We start from the raw sequence: 21,370 nt of genomic DNA, 5'->3' as shown, positions 1-21,370 counted from the left end.
GCCCGTGCCGTGGGGGGTGAATGTGTGGGGGATCGACATGGCTCGACTCCGCCGGTGCGCCGTAGGTTTCCTGCACGCGTCCGCCCTGTGACCCCGGTCACCGACCTGGCCGGCGCGGGACGGACCTGCGGAGGGTGAGGCGATGGCCGGGCAAGCGATCCTGTCGGCCCGTGGGCTGACCCGGGACTTCCGGGGCTTCCGGGCCGTCGACGGGGTCGACCTCGACGTGGCGCCGGAGACCGTGCACGCCCTGGTGGGGCCGAACGGCGCCGGCAAGACCACCCTGTTCAACCTGCTCACCGGCTTCCTGCCGCCCAGCGCCGGCCGGATCGAGCTGGCCGGCCGGGACGTCACCGGCCTGCCCCCGGAACGGGTCGCCCGGCTCGGCGTGGCGCGCTCCTTCCAGATCACCAGCCTCTTCCCCCAGCTGGGCGCGCGGGAGCACGTCGAGCTGGCCCTCCAGGCGCCCAGCGGGCTGGGCTGGCGGTTCTGGCGCTCGGCGAAGCTGATGCGCCGCTACCGGGAGCGGGCCGACGAGCTGCTCGACATGGTGGGTCTCGCCGAGCTGGCCGAGGCCCCGGCCGAGGCCCTCGCGTACGGGCGCAAGCGCGCCCTGGAGCTGGCCATCGCGCTCGCCCTCGACCCGAAGGTGCTGCTGCTCGACGAGCCCACCGCCGGGATGGGGCTGGAGGACGTGGACCGCACCGTCGACCTGATCGCCCGGGTCCGCGCGGGCCGGACGGTGGTCATGGTCGAGCACAACATGAGCGTGGTGGGCCGGCTCGCCGACACGGTCACCGTCCTCCAGGCCGGCAAGGTCCTGGTCGAGGGGCCGTATGAGCAGGTCCGCGCCGACGAGCGGGTCATCACCGCCTACCTGGGAGCCGCCGATGCTGCGCATTGAGAACCTCTCCGTCTGGTACGGCGAGGCCCGGGTGCTGCGGGAGGTGAGCCTGGAGGTGGCCGCCGGCGAGGTGGTCACCCTGGTCGGCCGCAACGGCGCCGGCAAGTCCACCCTGCTGCGCTCCGTCATGGGGCTGCACCCCGGCCAGCGCGGCACGGTCACCTTCGCCGACCGGGACGTCACGAAGCTGCCCGCGTACAAGCGGGCGCGGCTCGGGCTCGGCTGGGTCCCCGACGACCGGGGCGCGTACGCCACCCTGACCGTCACCGAGAACCTGACCCTGCCGCCCCGGGTCGGCCCCGACCCGTGGTCACTGGAGCGGGTCTACGAGGCGTTCCCCGCCCTGTACACCCGGCGCGACTCGGCGGCGACCATGCTCTCCGGCGGCGAGCAGCAGATGCTCGCCCTGGCCCGGGTGCTGCGCATGGGCGCCCGCCTGCTGCTCTGCGACGAGCCCACCGAGGGCCTGTCCCCGCTGCTCGTGCAGCAGGTCGGCGACCTGCTGCGGGAGGCCAAGAAGCACGGCGTGACCGTGCTGCTGGTCGAGCAGAACCTGCACTTCGCCACCGGCGTCGCCGACCGGCACTACCTGCTGGCCGAGGGACGGATCGCGGAGGCGATGGACAACTCCGAGGTGCGCTCGCGGGAGCGCGAGCTGCTGGCGTACCTCGGGATCTGACAACGACGGCTGACCCGCGCGGACCGCGCGGCAGGGAAGGATACGAGATGCGCAGGAGCGTGGGTGTGGCCGCCGCCTCGGCGGCGGTGGTGCTGGTCGCGGGCTGCGGCGGCGGTGGCCCGCAGTCCGGGGGCGACCAGAAGCTGACCGGCGACAAGATCGTGCTGGGTGTCCTCAACGACCAGTCGGGGGCCTACTCGGAGCTGTCCGGGCGGAACTCGGTCAAGGCCGTGGAGATGGCCATCGCCGACTTCAAGGCCAAGTACGGCGACAAGGCCGTCACCAAGAACATCAGCGTGGAGACGGCCGACCACCAGAACAAGCCGGACGTGGCCAACAGCAAGGCCCAGGAGATGTACGACCGCAAGGGCGTCGACGCCATCCTCGACGTGCCGACCTCCTCGGCCGCGCTCAAGGTCGCCGACGTGGCCAAGGAGAAGAAGAAGCTCTACTTCAACATCGGCGCGGCGACCACCGACCTGACCGGCAAGAGCTGCAACAGGTACACGTTCCACTACGCCTACGACACCTACATGCTGGCCCACGGCACCGGCACGGTGACCACCGAGCAGGTCGGCAAGAACTGGTACATCCTCTACCCGAACTACGCGTTCGGGCAGGACATGGAGAAGAGCTTCTCCGCCGCCATCACCGCCGCCGGTGGGCAGGTCGTCGGCAAGGACGGCGCGCCGTTCCCGAACACCAGCGGCGACTACTCCTCCTTCCTGCTCAAGGCCCCGACGCTGAACCCGAAGCCGCAGGTGCTCGGCACCATGCAGGCCGGCGCCGAGCTGGTCAACGTGGTGAAGCAGTACAACGAGTTCAAGCTGCGGGACAAGGGCGTCGGGCTGGCCGTGGGCCTCATGTTCATCACCGACATCCACTCGCTCACCCCGGCCGCGCTCGCCGGCACCACCTACACCGACGCCTGGTACTGGAACTTCGACCAGCAGAACCGGGAGTGGGCCGACCGGTTCCAGAAGGAGACCGGCACCCGGCCGTCCTTCGCCCACGCGGCCAACTACTCCGCCGCCATGCAGTACCTGGAGGCCGTGCAGGCCGCCGGCACCGACGACGCGGACACCGTGGTCAAGGCCCTGGAGGGCAAGGAGGTCAACGACCTCTTCCTGCGCAACGGCAAGATCCGCGCCGAGGACCATCGGGTCATCCACGACGCGTACCTCGCCCAGGTGAAGCCCCAGGCCGAGGTGAGCGAGCCGTGGGACTACGTGAAGATCCTCAAGACCATCCCGGCGGCCGAGGCGTTCCGTGCGCCGTCGCCGGACTGCAAGATGTGAGCGCGAGGAATGAGCCGGTTTTGCGAGCCCCGCAGTCGCGAACGGAAGACGGCGAGGTGACGACGAGCTGATGTCAGGTTTCCTGCAGAACACGTTCAACGGGCTGGTGGGCGGGGCGTTCTACGCCCTGCTCGCCCTCGGGCTCGCGGTCATCTTCGGCATGCTCCGGGTGGTGAACTTCGCCCACGGCGCCTTCTACATGCTCGGCGCCTTCGGGGCGTACGTGCTGCTCGCCGAGGCGGGGGTGCCGTTCTGGGCCGCATTGGTGATCATGCCGCTGGCGCTGGGCCTGCTCGGCATGGTGCTGGAGCGGGCGGTGATCCACCGGCTGACCCGGCTCGACCCGCTCTACAACTTCCTGCTCACCTTCGGCCTCACGCTGATCCTGCAGGACCTGGTGAAGTCCCGGTACGGCGTGCAGTCCAGCCCGTACGCCACCCCGGCCGAGTTGAGCGGGACGGTCGACTTCGGACTGTTCGACTTCCCCACCTACCGGGTCTTCATCCTCGGCTTCACCGTGCTGCTCTGCGTCGCGGTCTGGTGGGTGCTCGGCCGGACCCGGGTCGGCATGGTGGTCCGGGCCGCCACCGAGCGTCCCGAGCTGACCCGGGCCTTCGGCATCGACGTGGGGAAGTGGGTGACCCCGGTGTTCGGCTTCGGCATCGCCCTGGCCGGGCTGGCCGGGGTGCTCGCCGCGCCGATGCGGGCGGTGAACCCGCTCATGGGCGCCGACCTGATCATCGTGGTCTTCGCGGTGGTGGTGATCGGCGGGCTCGGCTCGATCTTCGGTTCGGTCGCCGCCGGCTTCGGCATCGGCCTCATCCAGGCGTGGGGCGAGGCGTACCTGTCGGACTTCCCGATCGTGTCGCAGACCGTCGTGTTCGTGGTGATGGCCGCGGTGCTGCTCTGGCGGCCGGCCGGCCTGTTCGGCCGTGAGGAGGCACCGGCATGACGAGTGCCGTCGACACCCCCGCCGAGGAGTCGGCCCGGCCCGCGCCGCCGTCGGGGTTGCTCACCGTGGCCCGGGCGCCCGGCTGGATCCGGTACGCCCTGCTCGCCGCCGGCCTGGTCGTGGCGCTCTGGCTGCCGAACGGGCTCTACCCGGCGGTGGCCGTGGACATCCTGTGCTGGGCGCTGTTCGCCGTCTCGGTGGACCTGCTGCTCGGCTTCACCGGGCTGATGTCCTTCGGGCACGCCGCCTTCTGGGGCACCTCGGCGTACGTGACCGGGCTGGTGGCGATTCACGCCGGCCTGCCCTTCCCGGCGGCCGTGCTGGCCGGCGCCCTGGCCGCGGCGCTGCTCGCGCTGCCGATCGGCTACCTCGCGGTGAAGCGCACCGGCATCTACTTCGCCATGGTCACGCTGGCGTTCGCGCAGATGGTCTACTACGTGGCCAACGAGTGGCGGTCGGTCACCCAGGGCGAGAACGGCCTCCAGGGCGTACCCCGGGAGTTCTTCGGCGCCGACCTCTCCGACGACTACTACTTCTACTACGCGATCCTGCCGATCGTGCTGCTCGGCCTGTGCGCCGCCTGGCGGATCGTGCACTCGCCGTTCGGCCGGGTGCTGGTCGGCATCCGGGACAACCCGGCCCGGGCCCGCGCGCTCGGCTACCCGGTGCACCGCTACAAGCTGACCGCGTTCGTCCTGTCCGGCTTCCTGGCCGGGCTGGGCGGCGGGCTCTTCGCGGTCGGCCACCGGTTCGTCTCGCTGGACGTGCTGCACTGGACGACCTCCGGCAAGGCGGTCATCGTGGTGGTGCTCGGCGGTATCGGGACGCTCTGGGGCGGCGTGCTCGGCGCGGCCCTGGTGGTACGGCTGGAGGACTGGCTGTCGTTCTCCGGCTTCGAGGCCATCGGCCTGGTCACCGGCGGCATCTTCGTGCTGGTCGTGCTGCTGTTCCGGCGGGGCATCTGGGGCACGATCGCCCACCTGGCCCGGCGTCGGGGAGCCGCCCGCCGCGGGTGACCTCTCCCTCGACGAACCCCGGGTGGCCGTGCCGCCCGGGGTTCGTCCGTGTTCCGCCGGGGTGACCTGGCACACAAACGATACGAACCGGTTCCGTATCGAAACCATCTCACCTACGCTCGGCAGCGTTACGAGTCTGCCCCGTATCGTATTTCGACGCGGGTGAGCCGGGGGGAGAACCCGAGTGGAAGTGCACGAGAACACCGGACACCCGAGGAGGTGGGCGATCCTGGGGGTGCTGGTGATCAGCCTCCTCGTGGTCGTCCTCGACAACACCATCCTCAACGTCGCCCTGCGTACCCTCGCCGACCCCGTGCACGGCCTCGGGGCCAGCCAGGGCGAGCTGGAGTGGGCGATCAACTCCTACACGCTGGTCTTCGCCGGGCTGCTGTTCACCTTCGGCGTCCTCGGCGACCGCCTCGGCCGCAAGCGCTTCCTGATGGTCGGCCTGGCCCTGTTCGGGCTGGCCTCGCTGCTCTCCGCGTACGCCCAGGACCCGGGCCAGCTCATCGCCACCCGCGCGCTCATGGGCGTCGGCGGCGCGGCCATCATGCCGGTGACCCTGTCGATCATCTCCAACGTCTTCGACCCCCGGGAGCGGGCCAAGGCGATCGGCGTCTGGGCCGGCGCGGTCGGCCTGGCCGTGGCCATCGGCCCGGTGCTCGGTGGCGCCCTGCTGGAGCACTACTGGTGGGGCTCGGTCTTCCTGATCAACGTGCCGGTGGTGGCGCTCGGCGTGGTGCTCGTGGCCGCCCTGGTCCCGGAGTCCCGCGACCCCCGTCCGGGCCGGGTCGACCTGCTCGGCGTGCTGCTCTCCGTGGTCGGCCTGGTCGCCCTGACCTACGGCATCATCGACGGCGGCGAGCACGGCTTCGACCGGCTGCGGGTCTGGGCGGCGATCGTCGGCGGGCTCGCGGTGCTCGGCTGGTTCGTCTCCCACGAGCTGCGCAGCGACCACCCGTCGCTGGACGTGCGGCTGTTCCGGGTGCCCCGGTTCGCCGCCCCGGTGGCGCTGGTCGGCCTGGTCTTCTTCGCCGCCATGGGCGTGATGTTCTTCGGCGCGTTCTACCTCCAGCTGGTCCGGGGCTACAGCCCGCTGGAGAGCGGCCTGCTCTTCCTGCCCTTCGCGGCCGCCCAGCTGATCTTCGCGCCGCGCAGCGCCGCCATGGTCCGCCGCTACGGCGGCCGGGCCGTCGCCGGGGTCGGGCTGCTGCTCACCGCCGCCGCGCTCGGCGCGTTCGTGCTCATCGACGCGGACACCCCGATCTGGATCTTCTCGGCGCTGGGCTTCGTGCAGGGCGCCGGGATGGCCAACATCATGCCGCCGGCCACCGAGTCGATCATGTCGGCGCTGCCCCGGGAGAAGGCCGGCGTGGGCTCGGCCGTGAGCAATACGGTCCGCCAGGTCGCGGGCGCGCTCGGCGTGGCGGTGCTCGGCTCGGTGCTCTCCGCCGTCTACCGCAGCGACGTGGCCTCGACCGTGGCCGGCCTGCCCGGCCCCGTCCGCGACGCGGCCCAGGAGTCGATCTCCGGGGCGTACGCCGTCGCCGGCCGGCTCGGGGCCGGGGCGCCCCGGCTCATCGACGCGGCGAACGACTCGTTCGTCTCGGCGATGCACTGGGCGGCCGGGATCTCCGCGCTGGTGGCGCTGCTCGGCATGGCCATCGTGCTGCGCTGGATGCCGGGCCGGCCGGTGATCGAGCCCGAGGCCCGGCCGGCCACCGAGCCGGAGTTGGCCGGGACCGCGTAGGTTCGGGGACAATGTCTGACATGACTTCGACGGCTGATGCTCCGCGGTCGCCCGGGCGACCGCGGAGCGTCCGCGCGGACGAGGCGATCGTGGAGGCCACCCTCGACCTGCTCGCCGAGGGCAGCACCATCGAGGCGCTCTCCATCGAGGCGATCGCCGCCCGCGCCGGGGTGGGCAAAGCCACCATCTACCGCCGCTGGTCCGGCAAGGACGCGTTGCTCATGGACGCGCTGCGCCGGCTCAAGGGGGTGCCGCCCCAGCCCGCCGGGCACTCCGTCCGCGACGACCTGGTGCTGCTCGTCGGCGCGGTCGGCCACAACGTCGACCCGCGGGCCGCCAAGATCATGCCCTGCCTGGTGCCCGAGGTGAACCGCAGCCCCGACCACTTCCAGCTCTACCAGAACATCGTGGCGCCGCGCCGGAAGCTGATGCGGGAAGTGTTGCGCCGCGGGGTGGACAGCGGCGAACTCCGCGCCGACCTCGACATCGAGTTGGCCATGGCGCTGCTCAGCGGCCCCATGCTGCTCCAGCGGGTGCTGCGCTGGCACCCCGAGCTGGACGACCGGATCCTCCCCGAGCGGGTCGTGGACAGCGTCCTCGAGGGCCTCCGCGCCCGCTGATCCGTGGCCCCGGCCGCTCGCGTCAGGCGGCCGGGGTGCGCAGGCGGTGCAGGCGCAGGGCGAGCTGCACCTCCAGGGCGCGTTCCGGCTTCTGCCAGTCCGCGCCGAGCAGCTGCCCCACCCGCTCCAGCCGCTGGGTCACCGTGTTGACGTGCACGTGCAGCAGCTCCGCCGCGCGGGCCAGGCTGCCACCCACGCCGAAGTACGCCTCCAGGGTCCGCACGAGCGCCGTGCCCCGCCGCGCGTCGTAGTCGACCACCGGCCCCACCGTTGCGGTGAGGAAGCGGGCGACGTCCCGGTCGCCCGAGTCGCCGACCGCGCCCAGCAGCAGCCCCACGAAGCCCAGCTCGGCAGTGCTCGCCCCCTGCCCGGCCCGGCCCAGCGCGCCCAGCGCGGTCAGGCACCGCTCCGCCTCGGCGAAGGTGGTGGCCAGTGAGGCCGGCCCCGTCGACGGTCCGCTCGCCCCGGCGGTCACCGGACGGCCGGTCACCCGGGACAGGTCCCGGGCCACCGCCCGGGCCGCGCCGCCCGCGTCCTGCCCGGGCAGCATCAGCACCACCCGCCCGTCGCGCGCCGCGGCCAGCCCGCCCCGGGTCGAGGCGTACGTGGTGGCCCAGGACAGCACCCGCTGCCGGGCCGAGCCGGTGGCGGCGAACGCGTCGTCCCCGACCGCCACGAGCACGTGCGGGGCGTCCAGGTCCACGCCGAGCCGGCGGGCCCGGCTGCGCAGCGCGTCGGCGTCCCGCAGCGGCCGGGCGATCAGGTCGTCCAGCAGCTCGCCCCGGACCCGCCCCTCGGCCTCCGCCACCGTCCGGCGGAACAGCAGCAGCAGCGCCGTGACCAGCGCGGCCCGCTCCAGGATCCGCTGGTCGGCGTCGACGAGTTCCCCGTCCGGGCGCAGCACCAGCGCGCCCAGGTTCTCCGCGCCGGCCACCACGGCGGCGTACCAGAGCGGACCCCGGCGGACGCTGCGCCCCTCGGTGCGGGACGCGGCCACCGCCTCGACGATGTCCGCCCGGTCCGGCTCCTCGATCTCGCCCACCCGGGCCAGCCGCCGCCCCTCGGCGTCGAGCGCCAGCAGCGCCCCGCCCAGCACCTCGGTGACCGCCGCCGCCACGTCCTCCATCCCGCCGCCGCGCACCACGAGGGCGGTCATCCGGTCGTGTGCGGCGGCGGCCCGCTCCACCGAGCTGCTGTGCGCCCGGATCGTGCTGTTCGCCGCCGACAGCTCCTCCAGCGCCGACCGGGTCTCGGCCAGCAGCCGGGCGGTGTCGATCGCCACCGCGGCGTGCGCGGCCAGGGAGACCAGCAGCGACACCTCCTCCCGGGCGAACGGCCGGGCGGAGCGGTTGGCCGCGTACAGCACGCCGATCACGCTCGACCCCAGCCGCAGCGGGACACCGAGGATGGCCACCAGGCCCTCCTCGCCCACCCCGCCGTCGATCTCCCCGGTGTGCCGGAACCGCTCGTCCTCCTGGTAGTTCGAGGTGACGTACGGGGTGCCGGTCTGCGCCACCAGGCCGCCCAGGCCGTCGCCCATCTCCAGCCGCAGCCGCTGGAAGCGCGCCGAGATCGAACCGTCGGTCACCCGCATGTAGGTGTCGCCGCGCTCGTCGTCGTTGAGCGTCATGTACGCCACGTCGGTGCCGAGCAGGATCCGCGCCCGGTGCACGATGGCCCGCAGCACGTCGTCCAGGTCGCGCAGCCCGGCCAGGTCGCTGGCCGTGTCGTACAGGCCGGAGAGCTCGGTCTCCCGGCGGCGGCGGCGCTCCAGCAGCGCGCGGACCCGCAGCGCCACCAGCTTCGCCTGCTCCAGCTCGGCGAGGCGCTCGGCGGGCAGGCCGGCGGCGCGGGCGGCGACCAGCGGCCCCTCGAACTCTACCGGGGCGGCCTCCCGCGCCAGCAGCTCCAGGAACTCGACCGGCGACGACATGACCGACATTGTGCGCGAGGCCACTAGTTGGCCGTCCAGCCCCCGTCGAGGGCGATCGACGCGCCGGTGATGAACGCGGCGGGCGGCGAGCACAGGTAGGCCACCAGCTCCGCCACCTCCTCCGGCTCGATCAGGCGCTTGATCGCCGCCCGGGCCAGCATGATCTTCTCGACCACCTCGTCCTCGCCGATGCCGTGGCTGGCCGCCTGGTCGGCGATCTGGCTCTCCACCAGCGGGGTCCGCACGTACGCCGGGTTGATGCAGTTGGCGGTCACCCCGTGCGCGGCGCCCTCCAGCGCCACCACCTTCGACAGCCCCTCCAGGGCGTGCTTCGCCGAGACGTACGCCGCCTTGTACGGCGAGGCGCGCAGCCCGTGCACCGAGGAGATGTTGACGATCCGGCCCCACCCGTTCGCGTACATCCGCGGCAGCGCCCGGCGGATCAGCAGGAACGGCGCCTCCACCATCACCCGCTGGATGTACTCGAAGCGCTCGACGGGGAAGTCCTGCACCGGCGCGACGTGCTGGAGGCCCGCGTTGTTCACGACGATGTCCACGTCGACGTCGAGCCGGTCCACCGCCTCCGCGTCGGCCAGGTCGACGCCCTCCGCCCGGCCGCCCGCCTCCGCGGCCACCGCCTTGGCCGCCTCCACGTTGCGGTCGACCACCAGCACCGCCGCGCCGGCCGCCGCCAGGCGCAGGGCGCAGGCCCGTCCGATGCCGCTGCCACCACCGGTCACCAGCGCGGCGCGACCGGAGAGGTCGACGTTCACGACGTGGGGGACCGCCACGGGTTCTGCCGTCATGGCGCAAGAAGTTACGAGCTGTGTGGCCGGCGGCACATGGGGCGGCGGCACATACTCGACCGCTTCAGTGTGTGGCGGGGATCCCGTCCGCCGGCCTCCGGCGTGTCCGCCCGGCCGGGTGCCGGGACGCACCAGTAGGGTGTCGAACACACGTTCTGCCGGTGGCTCGGGGAGGAGGCGGCGTGCGCGTGCTGGGCGTCGACCCGGGGCTGACCCGGTGCGGGGTCGGCGTGGTCGAGGGCGTGCCGGGCCGCCCCTGCACCCTCGTCGCCTACTACGTGGTCTACACCGACCCCGGCGACGACCTGCCGCTGCGCCTGCTGCACCTGGACCGCTCGCTCACCGACCTGGTCGCCGAGCACCGCCCCGACGCCGTGGCCGTCGAGCGGGTGTTCAGCCAGCACAACGTGCGCACCGTGATGGGCACCGCCCAGGCCAGCGGGATCGCCGTGCTCGCCGGGGCGCGGGCCGGGCTGCCCGTGCAGACGTACACGCCGAGCGAGGTGAAGGCGGCGGTGACCGGGTCCGGTCAGGCCGACAAGGCGCAGATGACCACCATGGTCACCCGGTTGCTGCGGCTGCCCGAGCCGCCCCGCCCGGCCGACGCCGCCGACGCCCTGGCCCTGGCCATCTGCCACATCTGGCGCGGCGGCACCCGGTCCAAGCTGGCCGCCGCCGCCGAGCGGGCACGACGAGGAGGAGCACGATGATCGCCAGCGTGCGCGGCACGGTGACCGCGACCGGTCCGGACCACGCCGTGGTGGAGGTGGGCGGCATCGGCCTGGCCGTGCAGTGCGCCCCCGGCACGATCGCCGAGCTGCGGGTCGGCCAGCCCGCCCGGCTGGCCACCAGCCTGGTCGTCCGGGAGGATTCGCTCACCCTCTACGGCTTCGCCGACGACGATGCCAAGCAGCTCTTCGAGCTGCTCCAGACCGCCAGCGGAGTGGGGCCGCGGCTGGCCCAGGCGGTGCTGGCCGTGCACACCCCGGACGCGGTCCGCAAGGCCATCGCCAACGCCGACACCGCGGCGCTGACCCGGGTGCCCGGCATCGGCAAGAAGGGCGCCGAGCGGCTCGTCCTCGAACTGCGTGACCGGATCGGCCCGGTGCCGGTGGGCGCCGACGGCGTGGCCGGGGTCACCGCCGGCGCCTGGCCGGAGCAGGTCCGTCAGGCGCTGGTCGGGCTCGGCTGGACCGCCGCGCAGGCCGAGCAGGCGGTGGCGGCGGTCGCGGAGACCGTCGACGGGGAGACCCCGCCCGTGCCGGTCCTGCTCAAGCAGGCCATCCGCCTCCTGGGCCGCACCCGATGACGAACGAGAACCTCGTCTCGGCGTACGTGAGCGACGCCGAACGGGACGCGGAGGCCAGCGTCCGGCCCAAACGGCTGGAGGAGTTCATCGCCCAGCACCGGGTCCGCGACCAGCTCGACCTGCTGCTTCAGGGGGCGATGCGGCGCGGCTCCCCGCCCGACCACATCCTCCTCTCGGGGCCGCCTGGCCTCGGTAAGACCACCCTCGCCAACATCGTGGCCGCCGAGCTGGGCTCGGGGATCCGGGTGACCAGCGGCCCCGCCATCGAGCGCTCCGGCGACCTGGCCGCCATCCTGACCAGCCTCGCCGAGGGCGACGTGCTCTTCATCGACGAGATCCACCGGATCGCGAAACCGGCCGAGGAACTGCTCTACAGCGCCATGGAGGACTTCCGGGTCGACGTCGTGGTCGGCAAGGGCCCGGGGGCGACCGCCATCCCGCTCGACGTCGAGCCGTTCACCCTGGTCGGCGCGACGACCCGGTCCGGCCTGCTGACCGGGCCGATGCGGGACCGGTTCGGCTTCGTGGCGCACCTCGACTTCTACTCGCCGGCCGACCTGGAGGCGCTGCTGCACCGGTCCGCCCGGATCCTCGGCGTGCCGATCACGGTTGACGGGGCGGCGGAGATCGCCGGCCGGTCCCGGGGCACCCCCCGGATCGCCAACCGGCTGCTGCGCCGGGTCCGCGACTTCGCCGAGGTCCGCGCCGAGGGGGTGGTCAACCTGGAGACCGCCCAGGCCGCCCTGACCGTCTACGACGTCGACGCGCTCGGCCTCGACCGGCTGGACCGGGCGGTGCTCACCGCGCTGGTCGACTCGTTCCGGGGCGGCCCGGTCGGGCTGTCCACCCTCGCCGTGGCGGTGGGGGAGCAGCCGGACACGGTCGAGGAGGTGTGCGAGCCGTTCCTGGTCCGGGCCGGGCTGCTGGCGCGCACGCCGCGCGGCCGGGTCGCCACGGCGGCCGCCTGGCACCATCTGGGGCGTACGCCGCCGAATGGTACATTTGGTGCGGATGCCGCTCCGGTGCCCGATCTGTTCTCGGCGCAGACCGATCAGCCGTGATGCGAACGTGATCTGTGCCGCATTCGGTGTTCTCAGGTGCAGGGATTAGACTTCGCCGCGGTTTGTACAGGACGTGAGAACTCGCCTCCGCTCCGGTGCCCCACAGGGCGGCGCAGAGGCCAATGGGAAGGTCGACAACCGTGCTTTACGCAGCAGCGAGTGGCGGGGGAGCCGGCGGTCTGACGCCGATCCTCATGATCGCTCTGCTCTTCGGCGTCATGTACTTCATGATGATCCGCCCCCAGCAGAAGCGTCGCCGCGAGGCCGAGCAGATGCAGTCCGCGCTCGGCGTGGGCGACGAGGTGGTCACCATCGGCGGGCTCTACGGCACGGTGACCGGGGTCGAGGACGAGACCGTCCTGCTCGAGGTCGCTCCGGGCGTGCAGACCCGGTACGCGCGCCCGGCGATCGCGCGCGTGGTGAAGCGGGTCGAGGCCCCGGAGGCCGAGACGATCACCGAGGAAGCCGAGCCGGTCAAGGAGTGACCACCGGCCCCGGACGGGGCAGCGGATTCACTCACACAAGTGGATAGTTGGGTCGGCGTCCGACGCCGGCACGCGGGGAACCCCGCGCGACGCCGCCGCGTCGTGCGCCGGGGAGGCGTGCCGTCCGGCGGCGCCGACCCGCCGGAGCAGTCGGGCGGACACCCCCGGCCCGACCATCTCGCCGCTGCCGAAGCGGCGCGACCGTACAGGGAGACAGGACAGCCGTGGCACCACCTCAGGGACAGATGCGCCCCGGACGGCAGCTCGCCGTGCTCGGGTTCATCTTCGTCGTCCTCTATCTTTTGGTGTTCTTCTCGGGCGGCGCCAGCGGTGGCTGGAAGGATCGGCTGGAGCCCCGGCTCGGCCTGGACCTGGTCGGCGGCACCCGCGTGACGCTCGAGGCCACCAACAGCGTGGACGGCAAGCCCCCGACTGCCGCCAACCTCGAGGAGGCGCGTCAGATCATCGAGAGCCGGGTCAACGCCTACGGCGTGGCCGAGGCCGAGGTGGTCACCGAGGGCAACCGGAACATCGTCATCTCCCTGCCCGGTGAGAACCGGGATCTGACCGATGTCGGCAGCGCCGCCGAGCTGCGCTTCCGCAAGGTGCTCAAGGCCACCGACGGCAGCGGCGCCGCCGCCGCGCCGGCCCCGACCGCGAGTGCCACCCCGGCCCCCTCGGGCAGCGCGACCCCGGCCCCGTCCGGCAGCGCGACCCCGGCGCCGTCGGGCAGCGCCGCGCCCAAGGCCACCGCGTCGCCGAGCGCCGGCGGCCAGGGCGGCATGGCGCCGACGCCGAGCGCCAGCGCCGCCGCGCCGACCCCGTCGGCCACGCCGAGCGCCGCCGCGCCGAGCCCGAGCGCCAGCGCCGAGCCGGTGCCGCAGAGCGTCGAGCAGCAGCGCAAGGCCGTCGAGCAGAAGGTGGGAGCGGCCGCCTGGGCCGCCGCGTCGGGCCTCCAGGCGCCGGCCGACCTGACCGCCGACCCGTCGCTGGCCGACAAGCTCAAGCCGTTCGGCACGCTCTCCCCGCAGGAGATCGCGGTGCTGCCGGTCGGGATGCAGTTCAACGTCCCGACCATCACCTGCGCCCAGCTCGACAAGCGGCCGCCCGCGTCGATCAAGGACGAGAACCAGCAGGCGGTGGCCTGCGAGGCCGGCGCCAAGTACCTACTGGACAAGGCCAAGGTGCTGGGCACCGACGTCGACGACGCCAACGCCGTGCTCGACCAGACCAGCTCCTGGGTGGTCAGCCTGAACTTCACCGGCAAGGGCCAGGAGAAGTGGACCGCGCTGACCCGCGAGGCGTTCAACAACGAGGGTCAGGCCTGCGACCAGACCGCTCTCGGCTCGGACGGCAAGTGCCGGGTCGCCGTGGTGCTGGACAACGAGATCGTCTCCTCCCCGGAGATCCAGGGTGTGCTGACCGGCGACTCGCAGATCACCGGCAGCTTCGACAACAAGAGCGCCAACGCGCTGGCCAGCCAGCTGCGCTACGGCGCCCTGCCGGTGACCTTCAACCAGGCGGAGGCGCAGAACGTCACCGCGACCCTGGGCGACAGCCACCTCAAGGCGGGTCTGCTGGCGGCCGGCATCGGCATGCTGCTGGTCATCATCTACTCGTTCTTCTACTACCGGCTGCTCGGCTCCGTCATCTTCCTGAGCCTGGTGCTCTCGGCGCTGCTGGTCTTCGGCGCGCTGGTGGTGCTCGGCCGGTCGATCGGGTTCACCCTCACGCTCGCCGGCATCGCCGGCATGATCGTCTCACTCGGTGTGGCGGCGGACTCGTTCGTCATCTACTTCGAGCGGCTCAAGGACGAGATCCGCGAGGGGCGCAGTCCGCGCAGCGCGGTGCCTCGGGCGTGGGTCCGGGCCCGCCGGACGATCATCTCGGCCAACGCCATCACCCTGATGTCGGCCGTGGTGCTCTACATCGTCTCGGTCGGCGCGGTTAAGGGCTTCGCCTTCGCGCTCGGTCTGGCGACCGTCCTCGACCTGGTCGTCGTGTTCCTCTTCCGCCACCCGATCATGACGATGTTCGCCCGGACCCGGGCGTTCCTGTCCCCGCGGGTCAGCGGTCTCGGCCGGGCCCTGCCCGCCCGGTCGGCCGAGTCGGGCTCCGCCCGCAACCCGCGTGTCAAGGAGGCCTGAGATGGCTAAGAGTGGTCTGGCGTCCCGGCTCTACCGGGGCGAGGCCGATCTCAACATCGTCGGCCGGCGCAAGCTGTGGTTCGCCGTCGCCGGTGTGCTGGTGCTGATCGCCGTGCTCAGCTTCGCGGTCCGCGGCTTCAGCCTCGGCATCGAGTTCGCCGGCGGCAACTCGTTCCAGGTGCCGGCCAGCGTCGGCACCCTGGATCAGGCCGAGGCGAAGGTCGACGCCGCGCTCGCGGCCAAGGGCGACGGCGTCAAGGTGGTGACCGCCCAGAAGGTCGGCAGCACCAGCGGCGAGTACTACGAGCTGCGCACCGGGCAGCTCAGCGCCGAGCAGGCCAACGCGGTCAAGACCGAGATGGCGCAGTCGTTCGGCATCCCGGCCGACCAGATCAGCGGCAGCCAGGTCTCCGAGGCGTGGGGCAGTCAGGTGACCTCCCGCGCCCTGCTCGGCCTGCTGATCTTCGTGGCGGTGGTGGCGATCTACCTGATCCTCCGCTTCGAGTGGCGGATGGCGGCCGCCGCGATCGCGTCGCTGTTCACGAACCTGGTGCTCACCGCCGGCATCTACTCGCTGGTCGGCTTCGAGGTCACCCCGTCGACGATCATCGGCTTCCTCACGATTCTGGGCTTCGCGCTCTACGACGTGGTGGTGGTCTTCGACAAGGTCCAGGAGAACACCCGCGGCATCACCGCGAACAACAACCAGACCTACGGCGAGGCGGCCAACCTGGCGTTGAACCAGAGCCTCATGCGGTCGCTGAACACCTCGGTGGTCGCGCTGCTCCCGGTCGGCGGTCTGCTCTTCATCGGTGCCGGCCTGCTGGGCGCGGGCACCCTGAAGGACCTGGGTCTGGTGCTCTTCGTCGGTATGGCGGTGGCCTTCCTGACCTCGATCCTGCTGGCCACCCCGCTGCTGGTCCTTTTGAAGAACCAGGACCCGCGGATCAGCGCCCACAACAAGCGGGTGCTGGCCCGCCGGGGCGCCATCGCCCGCGGCGAGGTCACCCCGAAGGGCGCGCCGCGGGCCGCGGCGGCCACGGCCGACGAGGCCATCGACCCCGAGGCGGCCGCCCTGGCCGGCGCCGCCCCGAAGGTCGGCGCCCGGCCGGCCGGCAAGCGCCCCAGCGGCGCCCGGGGCGGTCGCCCCGCCGGCGGCGGGGGCAACCGGCCCGGTGGCGCGAAGCGCCGCTGACCGCACACCCGGTAGAGATCGACCCGGCGGCGTCCGCCATGCTGTGAAAGCGGCATGACGGACGCCGCCGTCGTTCGAGAGGACATGAGGACGCACGTGACGGAGACCCACACCGCCGGGGTACGGGGAGACAGCGGCCCGGAGGTCGCCCGACTGGTCGCCAGCCGGGTGCTGGACGTGCCGGACTTCCCGAAGCCCGGCGTCATGTTCAAGGACCTCATGCCGCTCTTCGCCGACGGCACGGCCTTCCGCGAGGTGATCGACGAGATCATCGCGTACCACGGACGGGACTCGTTCGACGCGGTGGTCGGCATCGAGGCGCGCGGGTTCGTGCTGGCCGCGGCCGTCGCGTACGCGACCGGGGTCGGCGTGGTGCCGGTGCGCAAGGCCGGCAAGCTGCCCCGGGCCACCCACTCGGCCTCCTACGCCCTGGAGTACGGCGAGGCGACCCTGGAGGTGCACCAGGACGCCTTCACAGCCGGCCACCGGGTCCTGGTCCTGGACGACGTGCTCGCCACCGGCGGCACCGCCGAGGCCACCCTGGACCTGGTCGAGCGGGCCGGCGGCACGGTGGCCGGCTTCACGGTCCTGATGGAGCTGGGCTTCCTCAAGGGCCGGGAGCGGCTCGCCCCGCGTCCGGTCCATGCCCTGCTGACCGTTTGAGCTGACCGGCCCGTCGGGCGGACCCGGTGCGGTCCGTCCGGCGGAGCGGCGGCGTACCCTGCGTACGGGTAGCATTGCCCTTTGCTTGACCGGGCGGGTGACCGTCCGGCGGCGCGGGGCTGCCGGGGCCGCGAGGTTCCGGTGCCCGGCGCGGAACAACTCCGGCCCCTCGGCCGGTTGGACAGGACGTCGGCCGGACGGCCGGCGCATCCCGGCGAGCGGTGAGGAGGCCGGTGTCCCACGATGTCGTCCCTCCGGTGGAGGGCACGGTGCACCCGACAGGCGACGCGGACGGCTCGGTAACCGAGCGGAACGGCAACCCGCCGGCGCGGGTGACCGGTCCCGGCGGCGGGCCCGACGGGAAGGTGGACGGCGGGGCGGTCGTGGTGCCGTTCCCGACCGACGGCGCGGCGGACCCCACGTCCGGCGGCGGCTTCGCCCTCTCCAACGCGCCGACCGGCCGCCGGGTGCGCGCCCGGCTGGCCCGGTTCAACGCGCCGTGGCAGACCTCGCAGGTCAGCGAGGTGCTGGAGCCGCTGATCGCCACCCACCGCGAGAACCACCCCAAGGCCGACGCCCGGCTGCTCCAGCGCGCCTTCGACACGGCCGCGCGCTGGCACTCGGGTCAGTACCGCAAGTCCGGTGACCCCTACATCACCCACCCGCTCGCCGTGGCGACCATCCTGGCGAACCTGGGCATGGACACCACCACGCTGGTCGCGGCGCTGCTGCACGACACGATCGAGGACACCGAGTACACCCTCGACCAGATGCGCGCCGACTTCGGCGGCGAGGTGGCCCTGCTGGTCGACGGCGTCACCAAGCTCGACAAGGTCAAGCTGGGCGACGCGGCGAAGGCGGAGACGATCCGCAAGATGGTCGTGGCCATGGCCAAGGACCCGCGGGTCCTGGTGATCAAGCTGGCCGACCGGCTGCACAACATGCGCACCCTGACCTTCCTGCCCCGCCCCAAGCAGGAGCAGAAGGCCAAGGAGACGCTGGAGATCCTCGCCCCGCTGGCGCACCGCCTCGGTATGAACACCATCAAGTGGGAGCTGGAGGATCTGGCCTTCGGCACCCTGTTCCCGAAGCGGTTCGAGGAGATCAACCGGCTGATCGGCGAGCACCAGCCGCAGCGTGAGGCGCTGCTGCGCCAGGTGACCCAGAAGGTGTCCACCGACCTCAAGGCCGCCAAGATCAAGGCGGAGACCACCGGCCGGCCGAAGCACCTCTACTCGATCTACCAGAAGATGATCGTGCGGGGGCGCGACTTCAACGACATCTACGACCTGGTCGGGGTGCGGATCCTGGTCGACACGGTGCGCGACTGCTACGCGGCGCTGGGCGTCATCCACGCCAACTGGCAGCCGGTGCCGGGCCGGTTCAAGGACTACATCGCCATGCCCAAGTTCAACATGTACCAGTCGTTGCACACGACGGTCATCGGGCCCACCGGCAAGCCGGTGGAGATGCAGATCCGCACCTACGCGATGCACCGCACCGCCGAGTTCGGCATCGCCGCGCACTGGAAGTACAAGGAGCACAAGGGCACCCCGGTGGTGGGCCCGCCGGCGCACATCGACGAGATGACCTGGCTGCGCCAGCTGCTGGACTGGCAGCGGGAGGCGGCGGACCCGAGCGAGTTCCTCGACGCGCTGCGGTTCGACCTCTCCAGCCAGGAGGTCTACGTCTTCACCCCGAAGGGTGACGTCATCCCGCTGCCGACCGGGTCGACGCCGGTGGACTTCGCGTACGCCGTGCACACCGAGGTCGGGCACAAGTGCATCGGTGCGCGGGTCAACGGCAAGCTGGTGCCCCTCGAATCGACGCTGTCCAACGGCGACGTGATCGAGATCTTCACGTCGAAGTCCGACACGGCCGGCCCCACGCAGGACTGGCTGGGCTTCGTCAAGAGCCCGCGCGCCCGTACCAAGATCCGCCAATACTTCAACAAGGAGCGGCGCGAGGAGGCGATCGAGGCCGGCAAGGACTCGATCGTCAAGGCGATGCGCAAGCAGGGCATGCCGTTGCAGCGGATGCTCACCTCGGACGCGCTCATGGCGATCGCCCGGGACCTGCACCTGGCCGACGTGGCGTCGCTCTACGCGGCGGTCGGCGACAGCCAGGTCTCCGCGCAGTCGGTGGTGCAGAAGCTCATGGCCGCGTACGGCGGCGAGGAGGGCGCGGCGGAGGACATCGCCGAGACCGCCGTCGCCACGCGACCGCCGCGCAGCCGGGCGTCCAGCCACGACCCGGGTGTGGTGGTCCGCGGGGTCAGCGACGTGTGGATCAAGCTGGCCCGCTGCTGCACCCCGGTGCCGCCGGACGCGGTGTTCGGCTTCGTCACCCGCTCCGGCGGGGTGAGTGTGCACCGGGACGACTGCGCCAACGCCGAGGACCTCAAGGCGCAGAGCGAGCGGGTGGTCGAGGTGAGCTGGAAGCTCACCTCCGCCTCGACCTTCCTGGTGGCCATCCAGGTGGAGGCCCTCGACCGGCACAAGCTGCTGGCCGACGTGACCCGGGTCCTCTCCGACGAGCGGGTCAACATCCTCTCCGCGACGGTCACCACCACGCGGGACCGGGTGGCGGTGAGCCGGTTCAGCTTCGAGATGGCCGACCCGAAGCACCTCGGGCACCTGCTGGCCGCGGTCCGCAAGGTCGACGGCGTCTTCGACGCCTACCGGGTCACCTCGGGCGCCTGACCTCAGGGCACACGAGAAGCGCCCGCCGGCGGTCTGCCGGCGGGCGCTTCGTCGTCGTGCGGGCGGGTCAGCCGCCCTGGATGTCGCTCATGCTCAGCTTGTTGATGACGATCTCCTTCTTCGGGTGACCGCCACCGGCCTGCTGGGCGAAGGCGCCGTCGTCACCGGCCGCGGCGACCTGCTTCACGAGGTCCATTCCGCCGGTGACGGTGCCGAGCACCGTGTAGTTCGGGTCGAGCTGCGAGTCGCCGTAGACGATGAAGAACTGGCTGCCGGTGCTGCCCGGCTGGCCGGAGTTGGCCATCGCGATGACGCCATCCGGGTACGGGGGCCGCTTGTCGGTGGGCAGGTTCTCCTCGGCCAGGTTGTAGCTCGGGCCGCCGGTGCCGTCGGTCTCCCGCCAGCCCTTGCCGGACGCGCTCGGGTCACCGCACTGGAGCACCTTGATGCCCTCGGTGACGAGCCGGTGGCACTTGGTGTTGTCGAAGAAGCCCTTGCTGGCCAGGTGGGTGAAGCTGCCGGCGGTGCAGGGCACCAGGCCACGGTCGAGCTTCGCGGTGATCGGACCCAGGTTGGTGTCGATCGTCATCGTCTGGGTGCCCTTGTTGGCCTGCTGGGCCGTCGGCAGCCCGACGTCCTTGATCTGCTTCGGGCGCCCCTCCTTGGGGACCTCGGTGTACGCGCACTGGGAGAAGCCCTCGGCGCCGGCGGTGTTCTGCTTCTTGTCGTCACCGCCGAGCGAGGTGGCCAGCCAGACGGTGCCCGCCACGACGAGCACCAGCACGGCCGCGGCGCCGACGATGGCCTGGGTCTGCCGGCGCTTGCGGGCCTTGCTGGCGCGCTCGGTCATCTCCCGCTCGAGGCGGGCCCGCGCCGCCGCGCGCTGCCGCTCTCTCGTGGACGTCACGGTCACTCCTCACATGCTTCTCGGGTACGGCGGTGCTCGCCGCTGCTCAGGGTGGGGCGGGGCCGGGTCAGCCGGCGCTGGGGCTCGCCGCCGGCGCGCTCGTGGCGGCCGGTGCGGCGTTCGGCTCGCCGACGGTGAGGCTCTGGATCACCACGTCCGTCTTCGGCTTGACCTTGGCCCCACTCCCATTGTCCACGGTCGGCAGGGCGCCGATCTTCTCCACCACGTCGAGGCCGCCGGTGATCTTGCCGACGACGGTGTACGCCGGCGTGGCCGGGCTGAAGTCCTTGAAGAAGATCAGGAACTGGCTGCCGTTGCTGCCCGGCGGGTTGCCGATCATGGCGATCGTGCCCTTCGGGTACGCCGGGGGCTGAGCCGGCGCCGGCGAGGCGGACGGGCTGGCCTCCGGCGTGGTGGGGACGTTCTCGTTGTAGAACGAGTAGGTCGGGCCGCCCAGGCCGCTGCCGCTCGGGTCGCCGCAGCGCAGCGCCCCTTCGGTGGTGATCTCGTGGCACTTGGTGTTGTCGTAGAACGACTTGCCGGCCAGGTACGAGATGCTCGCCGCGCCGCAGGGGGCGGCGGCCAGGTCCAGGTCGGCGGTGATCGCCCCGCCCTGGTTGGTGGTGATCGTCATGGTCCGGGTGCCGGAGGTGGGCAGGCCGGTGGTGGCCGGGGTGCCCACGTCCTTGAGGTTCGTGTTGGCCGTGGCGTCCTGCGGCGTCCAGAGGCAGGTCTCCTCGGCGGCCGGCTTCTTCGGATCGGAGTCGAAGGCGCCGAGCGCCCAGGCCGAACCGACCACGATCAGCGCGAGCACCACGGCGGCGCCGACGCCGGCCTGGATCTGCCGGCGACGCTTGGCGGCCGCGGCCCGCCGGGCGAGTTGCCGGTCGAGCTTGGCCCGCGCCAGTTTGCGCTGCCGGTCCCTGCTGGAAGCCACCCGTGC

Annotated in this window: 19 protein-coding genes; 15 read left to right on the top strand and 4 right to left on the bottom strand. The window is 72.3% G+C overall.

The window, feature by feature from the left end; all coding sequences use genetic code 11:
* The first annotated feature begins 142 nt into the window (after positions 1-142).
* The 7 genes from ABZW14_RS28055 (at position 143) to ABZW14_RS28025 (ending at position 7,219) form a co-directional block, all read left to right on the top strand.
* Positions 143-904, top strand: coding sequence for an ABC transporter ATP-binding protein (locus ABZW14_RS28055; protein ID WP_355352022.1), 762 nt, complete (start codon positions 143-145; stop codon positions 902-904).
* On the top strand, positions 891-1,583 hold the full coding sequence (locus ABZW14_RS28050) for an ABC transporter ATP-binding protein (protein ID WP_355352019.1): 693 nt from the start codon (positions 891-893) through the stop codon (positions 1,581-1,583). The genes ABZW14_RS28055 and ABZW14_RS28050 overlap by 14 nt, the downstream gene beginning before the upstream one ends.
* A gap of 47 nt (positions 1,584-1,630) precedes the next feature.
* Positions 1,631-2,881, top strand: a complete 1,251-nt coding sequence (locus tag ABZW14_RS28045) for an ABC transporter substrate-binding protein (RefSeq protein WP_355352016.1) — start codon at positions 1,631-1,633, stop codon at positions 2,879-2,881.
* Positions 2,882-2,951: 70 nt separating this feature from the next.
* Positions 2,952-3,833, top strand: coding sequence for a branched-chain amino acid ABC transporter permease (locus ABZW14_RS28040; RefSeq protein ID WP_091309901.1), 882 nt, complete (start codon positions 2,952-2,954; stop codon positions 3,831-3,833).
* Positions 3,830-4,849, top strand: a complete 1,020-nt coding sequence (locus tag ABZW14_RS28035) for a branched-chain amino acid ABC transporter permease (RefSeq protein ID WP_355352012.1) — start codon at positions 3,830-3,832, stop codon at positions 4,847-4,849. The genes ABZW14_RS28040 and ABZW14_RS28035 overlap by 4 nt, the downstream gene beginning before the upstream one ends.
* 184 nt (positions 4,850-5,033) lie before the next feature.
* Positions 5,034-6,599: an MFS transporter gene (locus tag ABZW14_RS28030; protein ID WP_355352009.1), complete on the top strand. Its 1,566-nt coding sequence runs from the start codon at positions 5,034-5,036 to the stop codon at positions 6,597-6,599.
* A gap of 11 nt (positions 6,600-6,610) precedes the next feature.
* Entirely contained in the window at positions 6,611-7,219 is a 609-nt protein-coding gene (locus tag ABZW14_RS28025; protein WP_355352006.1) for a TetR/AcrR family transcriptional regulator, read from the top strand.
* Positions 7,220-7,241: 22 nt separating this feature from the next.
* Here the strand turns inward: ABZW14_RS28025 and ABZW14_RS28020 are convergent, their stop codons facing one another.
* Both ABZW14_RS28020 and ABZW14_RS28015 read right to left on the bottom strand, forming a co-directional pair.
* Positions 7,242-9,161, bottom strand: a complete 1,920-nt coding sequence (locus tag ABZW14_RS28020; protein WP_355352003.1) for a helix-turn-helix domain-containing protein — start codon at positions 9,159-9,161, stop codon at positions 7,242-7,244.
* 14 nt (positions 9,162-9,175) lie between these two features.
* Complete coding sequence (locus tag ABZW14_RS28015; RefSeq protein WP_355352000.1) at positions 9,176-9,958, bottom strand: 3-hydroxybutyrate dehydrogenase; 783 nt, start codon at positions 9,956-9,958, stop codon at positions 9,176-9,178.
* 182 nt (positions 9,959-10,140) lie between these two features.
* Between ABZW14_RS28015 and ruvC the strand changes: the two genes are divergently transcribed.
* The 8 genes from ruvC (at position 10,141) to ABZW14_RS27975 (ending at position 19,520) form a co-directional block, all read left to right on the top strand.
* Positions 10,141-10,668, top strand: a complete 528-nt coding sequence (ruvC, locus tag ABZW14_RS28010; RefSeq protein WP_355351997.1) for a crossover junction endodeoxyribonuclease RuvC — start codon at positions 10,141-10,143, stop codon at positions 10,666-10,668.
* Positions 10,665-11,267, top strand: a complete 603-nt coding sequence (gene ruvA / locus ABZW14_RS28005; protein WP_355351994.1) for a Holliday junction branch migration protein RuvA — start codon at positions 10,665-10,667, stop codon at positions 11,265-11,267. The genes ruvC and ruvA overlap by 4 nt, the downstream gene beginning before the upstream one ends.
* Complete coding sequence (gene ruvB / locus ABZW14_RS28000; RefSeq protein WP_355351991.1) at positions 11,264-12,328, top strand: Holliday junction branch migration DNA helicase RuvB; 1,065 nt, start codon at positions 11,264-11,266, stop codon at positions 12,326-12,328. Before ruvA ends, ruvB begins: the two co-directional genes overlap by 4 nt.
* 140 nt (positions 12,329-12,468) lie before the next feature.
* Positions 12,469-12,813, top strand: a complete 345-nt coding sequence (gene yajC / locus ABZW14_RS27995) for a preprotein translocase subunit YajC (protein WP_187399590.1) — start codon at positions 12,469-12,471, stop codon at positions 12,811-12,813.
* A 224-nt stretch (positions 12,814-13,037) separates the two neighbouring features.
* Positions 13,038-14,960, top strand: a complete 1,923-nt coding sequence (gene secD, locus ABZW14_RS27990; RefSeq protein WP_355351988.1) for a protein translocase subunit SecD — start codon at positions 13,038-13,040, stop codon at positions 14,958-14,960.
* 1 nt (position 14,961) lies between these two features.
* The gene (secF, locus tag ABZW14_RS27985; protein ID WP_355351985.1) at positions 14,962-16,155 is read left to right on the top strand and encodes a protein translocase subunit SecF; all 1,194 of its coding nucleotides are present in this window, start codon (positions 14,962-14,964) and stop codon (positions 16,153-16,155) included.
* 96 nt (positions 16,156-16,251) lie between these two features.
* Positions 16,252-16,818: an adenine phosphoribosyltransferase gene (locus ABZW14_RS27980; RefSeq protein ID WP_355351981.1), complete on the top strand. Its 567-nt coding sequence runs from the start codon at positions 16,252-16,254 to the stop codon at positions 16,816-16,818.
* 257 nt (positions 16,819-17,075) lie between these two features.
* Complete coding sequence (locus ABZW14_RS27975; RefSeq protein WP_355352116.1) at positions 17,076-19,520, top strand: bifunctional (p)ppGpp synthetase/guanosine-3',5'-bis(diphosphate) 3'-pyrophosphohydrolase; 2,445 nt, start codon at positions 17,076-17,078, stop codon at positions 19,518-19,520.
* A 67-nt stretch (positions 19,521-19,587) separates the two neighbouring features.
* Here the strand turns inward: ABZW14_RS27975 and ABZW14_RS27970 are convergent, their stop codons facing one another.
* Together ABZW14_RS27970 and ABZW14_RS27965 are read right to left on the bottom strand one after the other, a co-directional pair.
* Positions 19,588-20,427, bottom strand: coding sequence for a peptidylprolyl isomerase (locus ABZW14_RS27970; RefSeq protein WP_355351978.1), 840 nt, complete (start codon positions 20,425-20,427; stop codon positions 19,588-19,590).
* A 67-nt stretch (positions 20,428-20,494) separates the two neighbouring features.
* Entirely contained in the window at positions 20,495-21,364 is an 870-nt protein-coding gene (locus ABZW14_RS27965) for a peptidylprolyl isomerase (protein ID WP_355351975.1), read from the bottom strand.
* Between the last annotated feature and the right edge of the window lie 6 nt (positions 21,365-21,370).

Source organism: Micromonospora sp. NPDC004551, assembly GCF_040609975.1.
Classification (GTDB): Bacteria; Actinomycetota; Actinomycetes; order Mycobacteriales; family Micromonosporaceae; genus Micromonospora.
Note: the sequence above shows the minus strand (reverse complement) of the source record. Positions and strands in the feature narration are given on the sequence as shown.

Bases quoted from the DNA above. Each gene is read 5' to 3' on its own strand.
- ABZW14_RS28045 (WP_355352016.1), top strand. From the start codon at position 1,631: ATGCGCAGGAGCGTGGGTGTGGCCGCCGCCTCGGCGGCGGTGGTGCTG.
- ABZW14_RS28025 (WP_355352006.1), top strand. From the start codon at position 6,611: ATGTCTGACATGACTTCGACGGCTGATGCTCCGCGGTCGCCCGGGCGA.
- ABZW14_RS28020 (WP_355352003.1), bottom strand. From the start codon at position 9,161: ATGTCGGTCATGTCGTCGCCGGTCGAGTTCCTGGAGCTGCTGGCGCGG.
- ABZW14_RS28015 (WP_355352000.1), bottom strand. From the start codon at position 9,958: ATGACGGCAGAACCCGTGGCGGTCCCCCACGTCGTGAACGTCGACCTC.
- ABZW14_RS28050 (WP_355352019.1), top strand. From the start codon at position 891: ATGCTGCGCATTGAGAACCTCTCCGTCTGGTACGGCGAGGCCCGGGTG.
- secF (WP_355351985.1), top strand. From the start codon at position 14,962: ATGGCTAAGAGTGGTCTGGCGTCCCGGCTCTACCGGGGCGAGGCCGAT.
- ABZW14_RS28040 (WP_091309901.1), top strand. From the start codon at position 2,952: ATGTCAGGTTTCCTGCAGAACACGTTCAACGGGCTGGTGGGCGGGGCG.
- ABZW14_RS28035 (WP_355352012.1), top strand. From the start codon at position 3,830: ATGACGAGTGCCGTCGACACCCCCGCCGAGGAGTCGGCCCGGCCCGCG.
- ABZW14_RS28055 (WP_355352022.1), top strand. From the start codon at position 143: ATGGCCGGGCAAGCGATCCTGTCGGCCCGTGGGCTGACCCGGGACTTC.
- ruvA (WP_355351994.1), top strand. From the start codon at position 10,665: ATGATCGCCAGCGTGCGCGGCACGGTGACCGCGACCGGTCCGGACCAC.
- ruvB (WP_355351991.1), top strand. From the start codon at position 11,264: ATGACGAACGAGAACCTCGTCTCGGCGTACGTGAGCGACGCCGAACGG.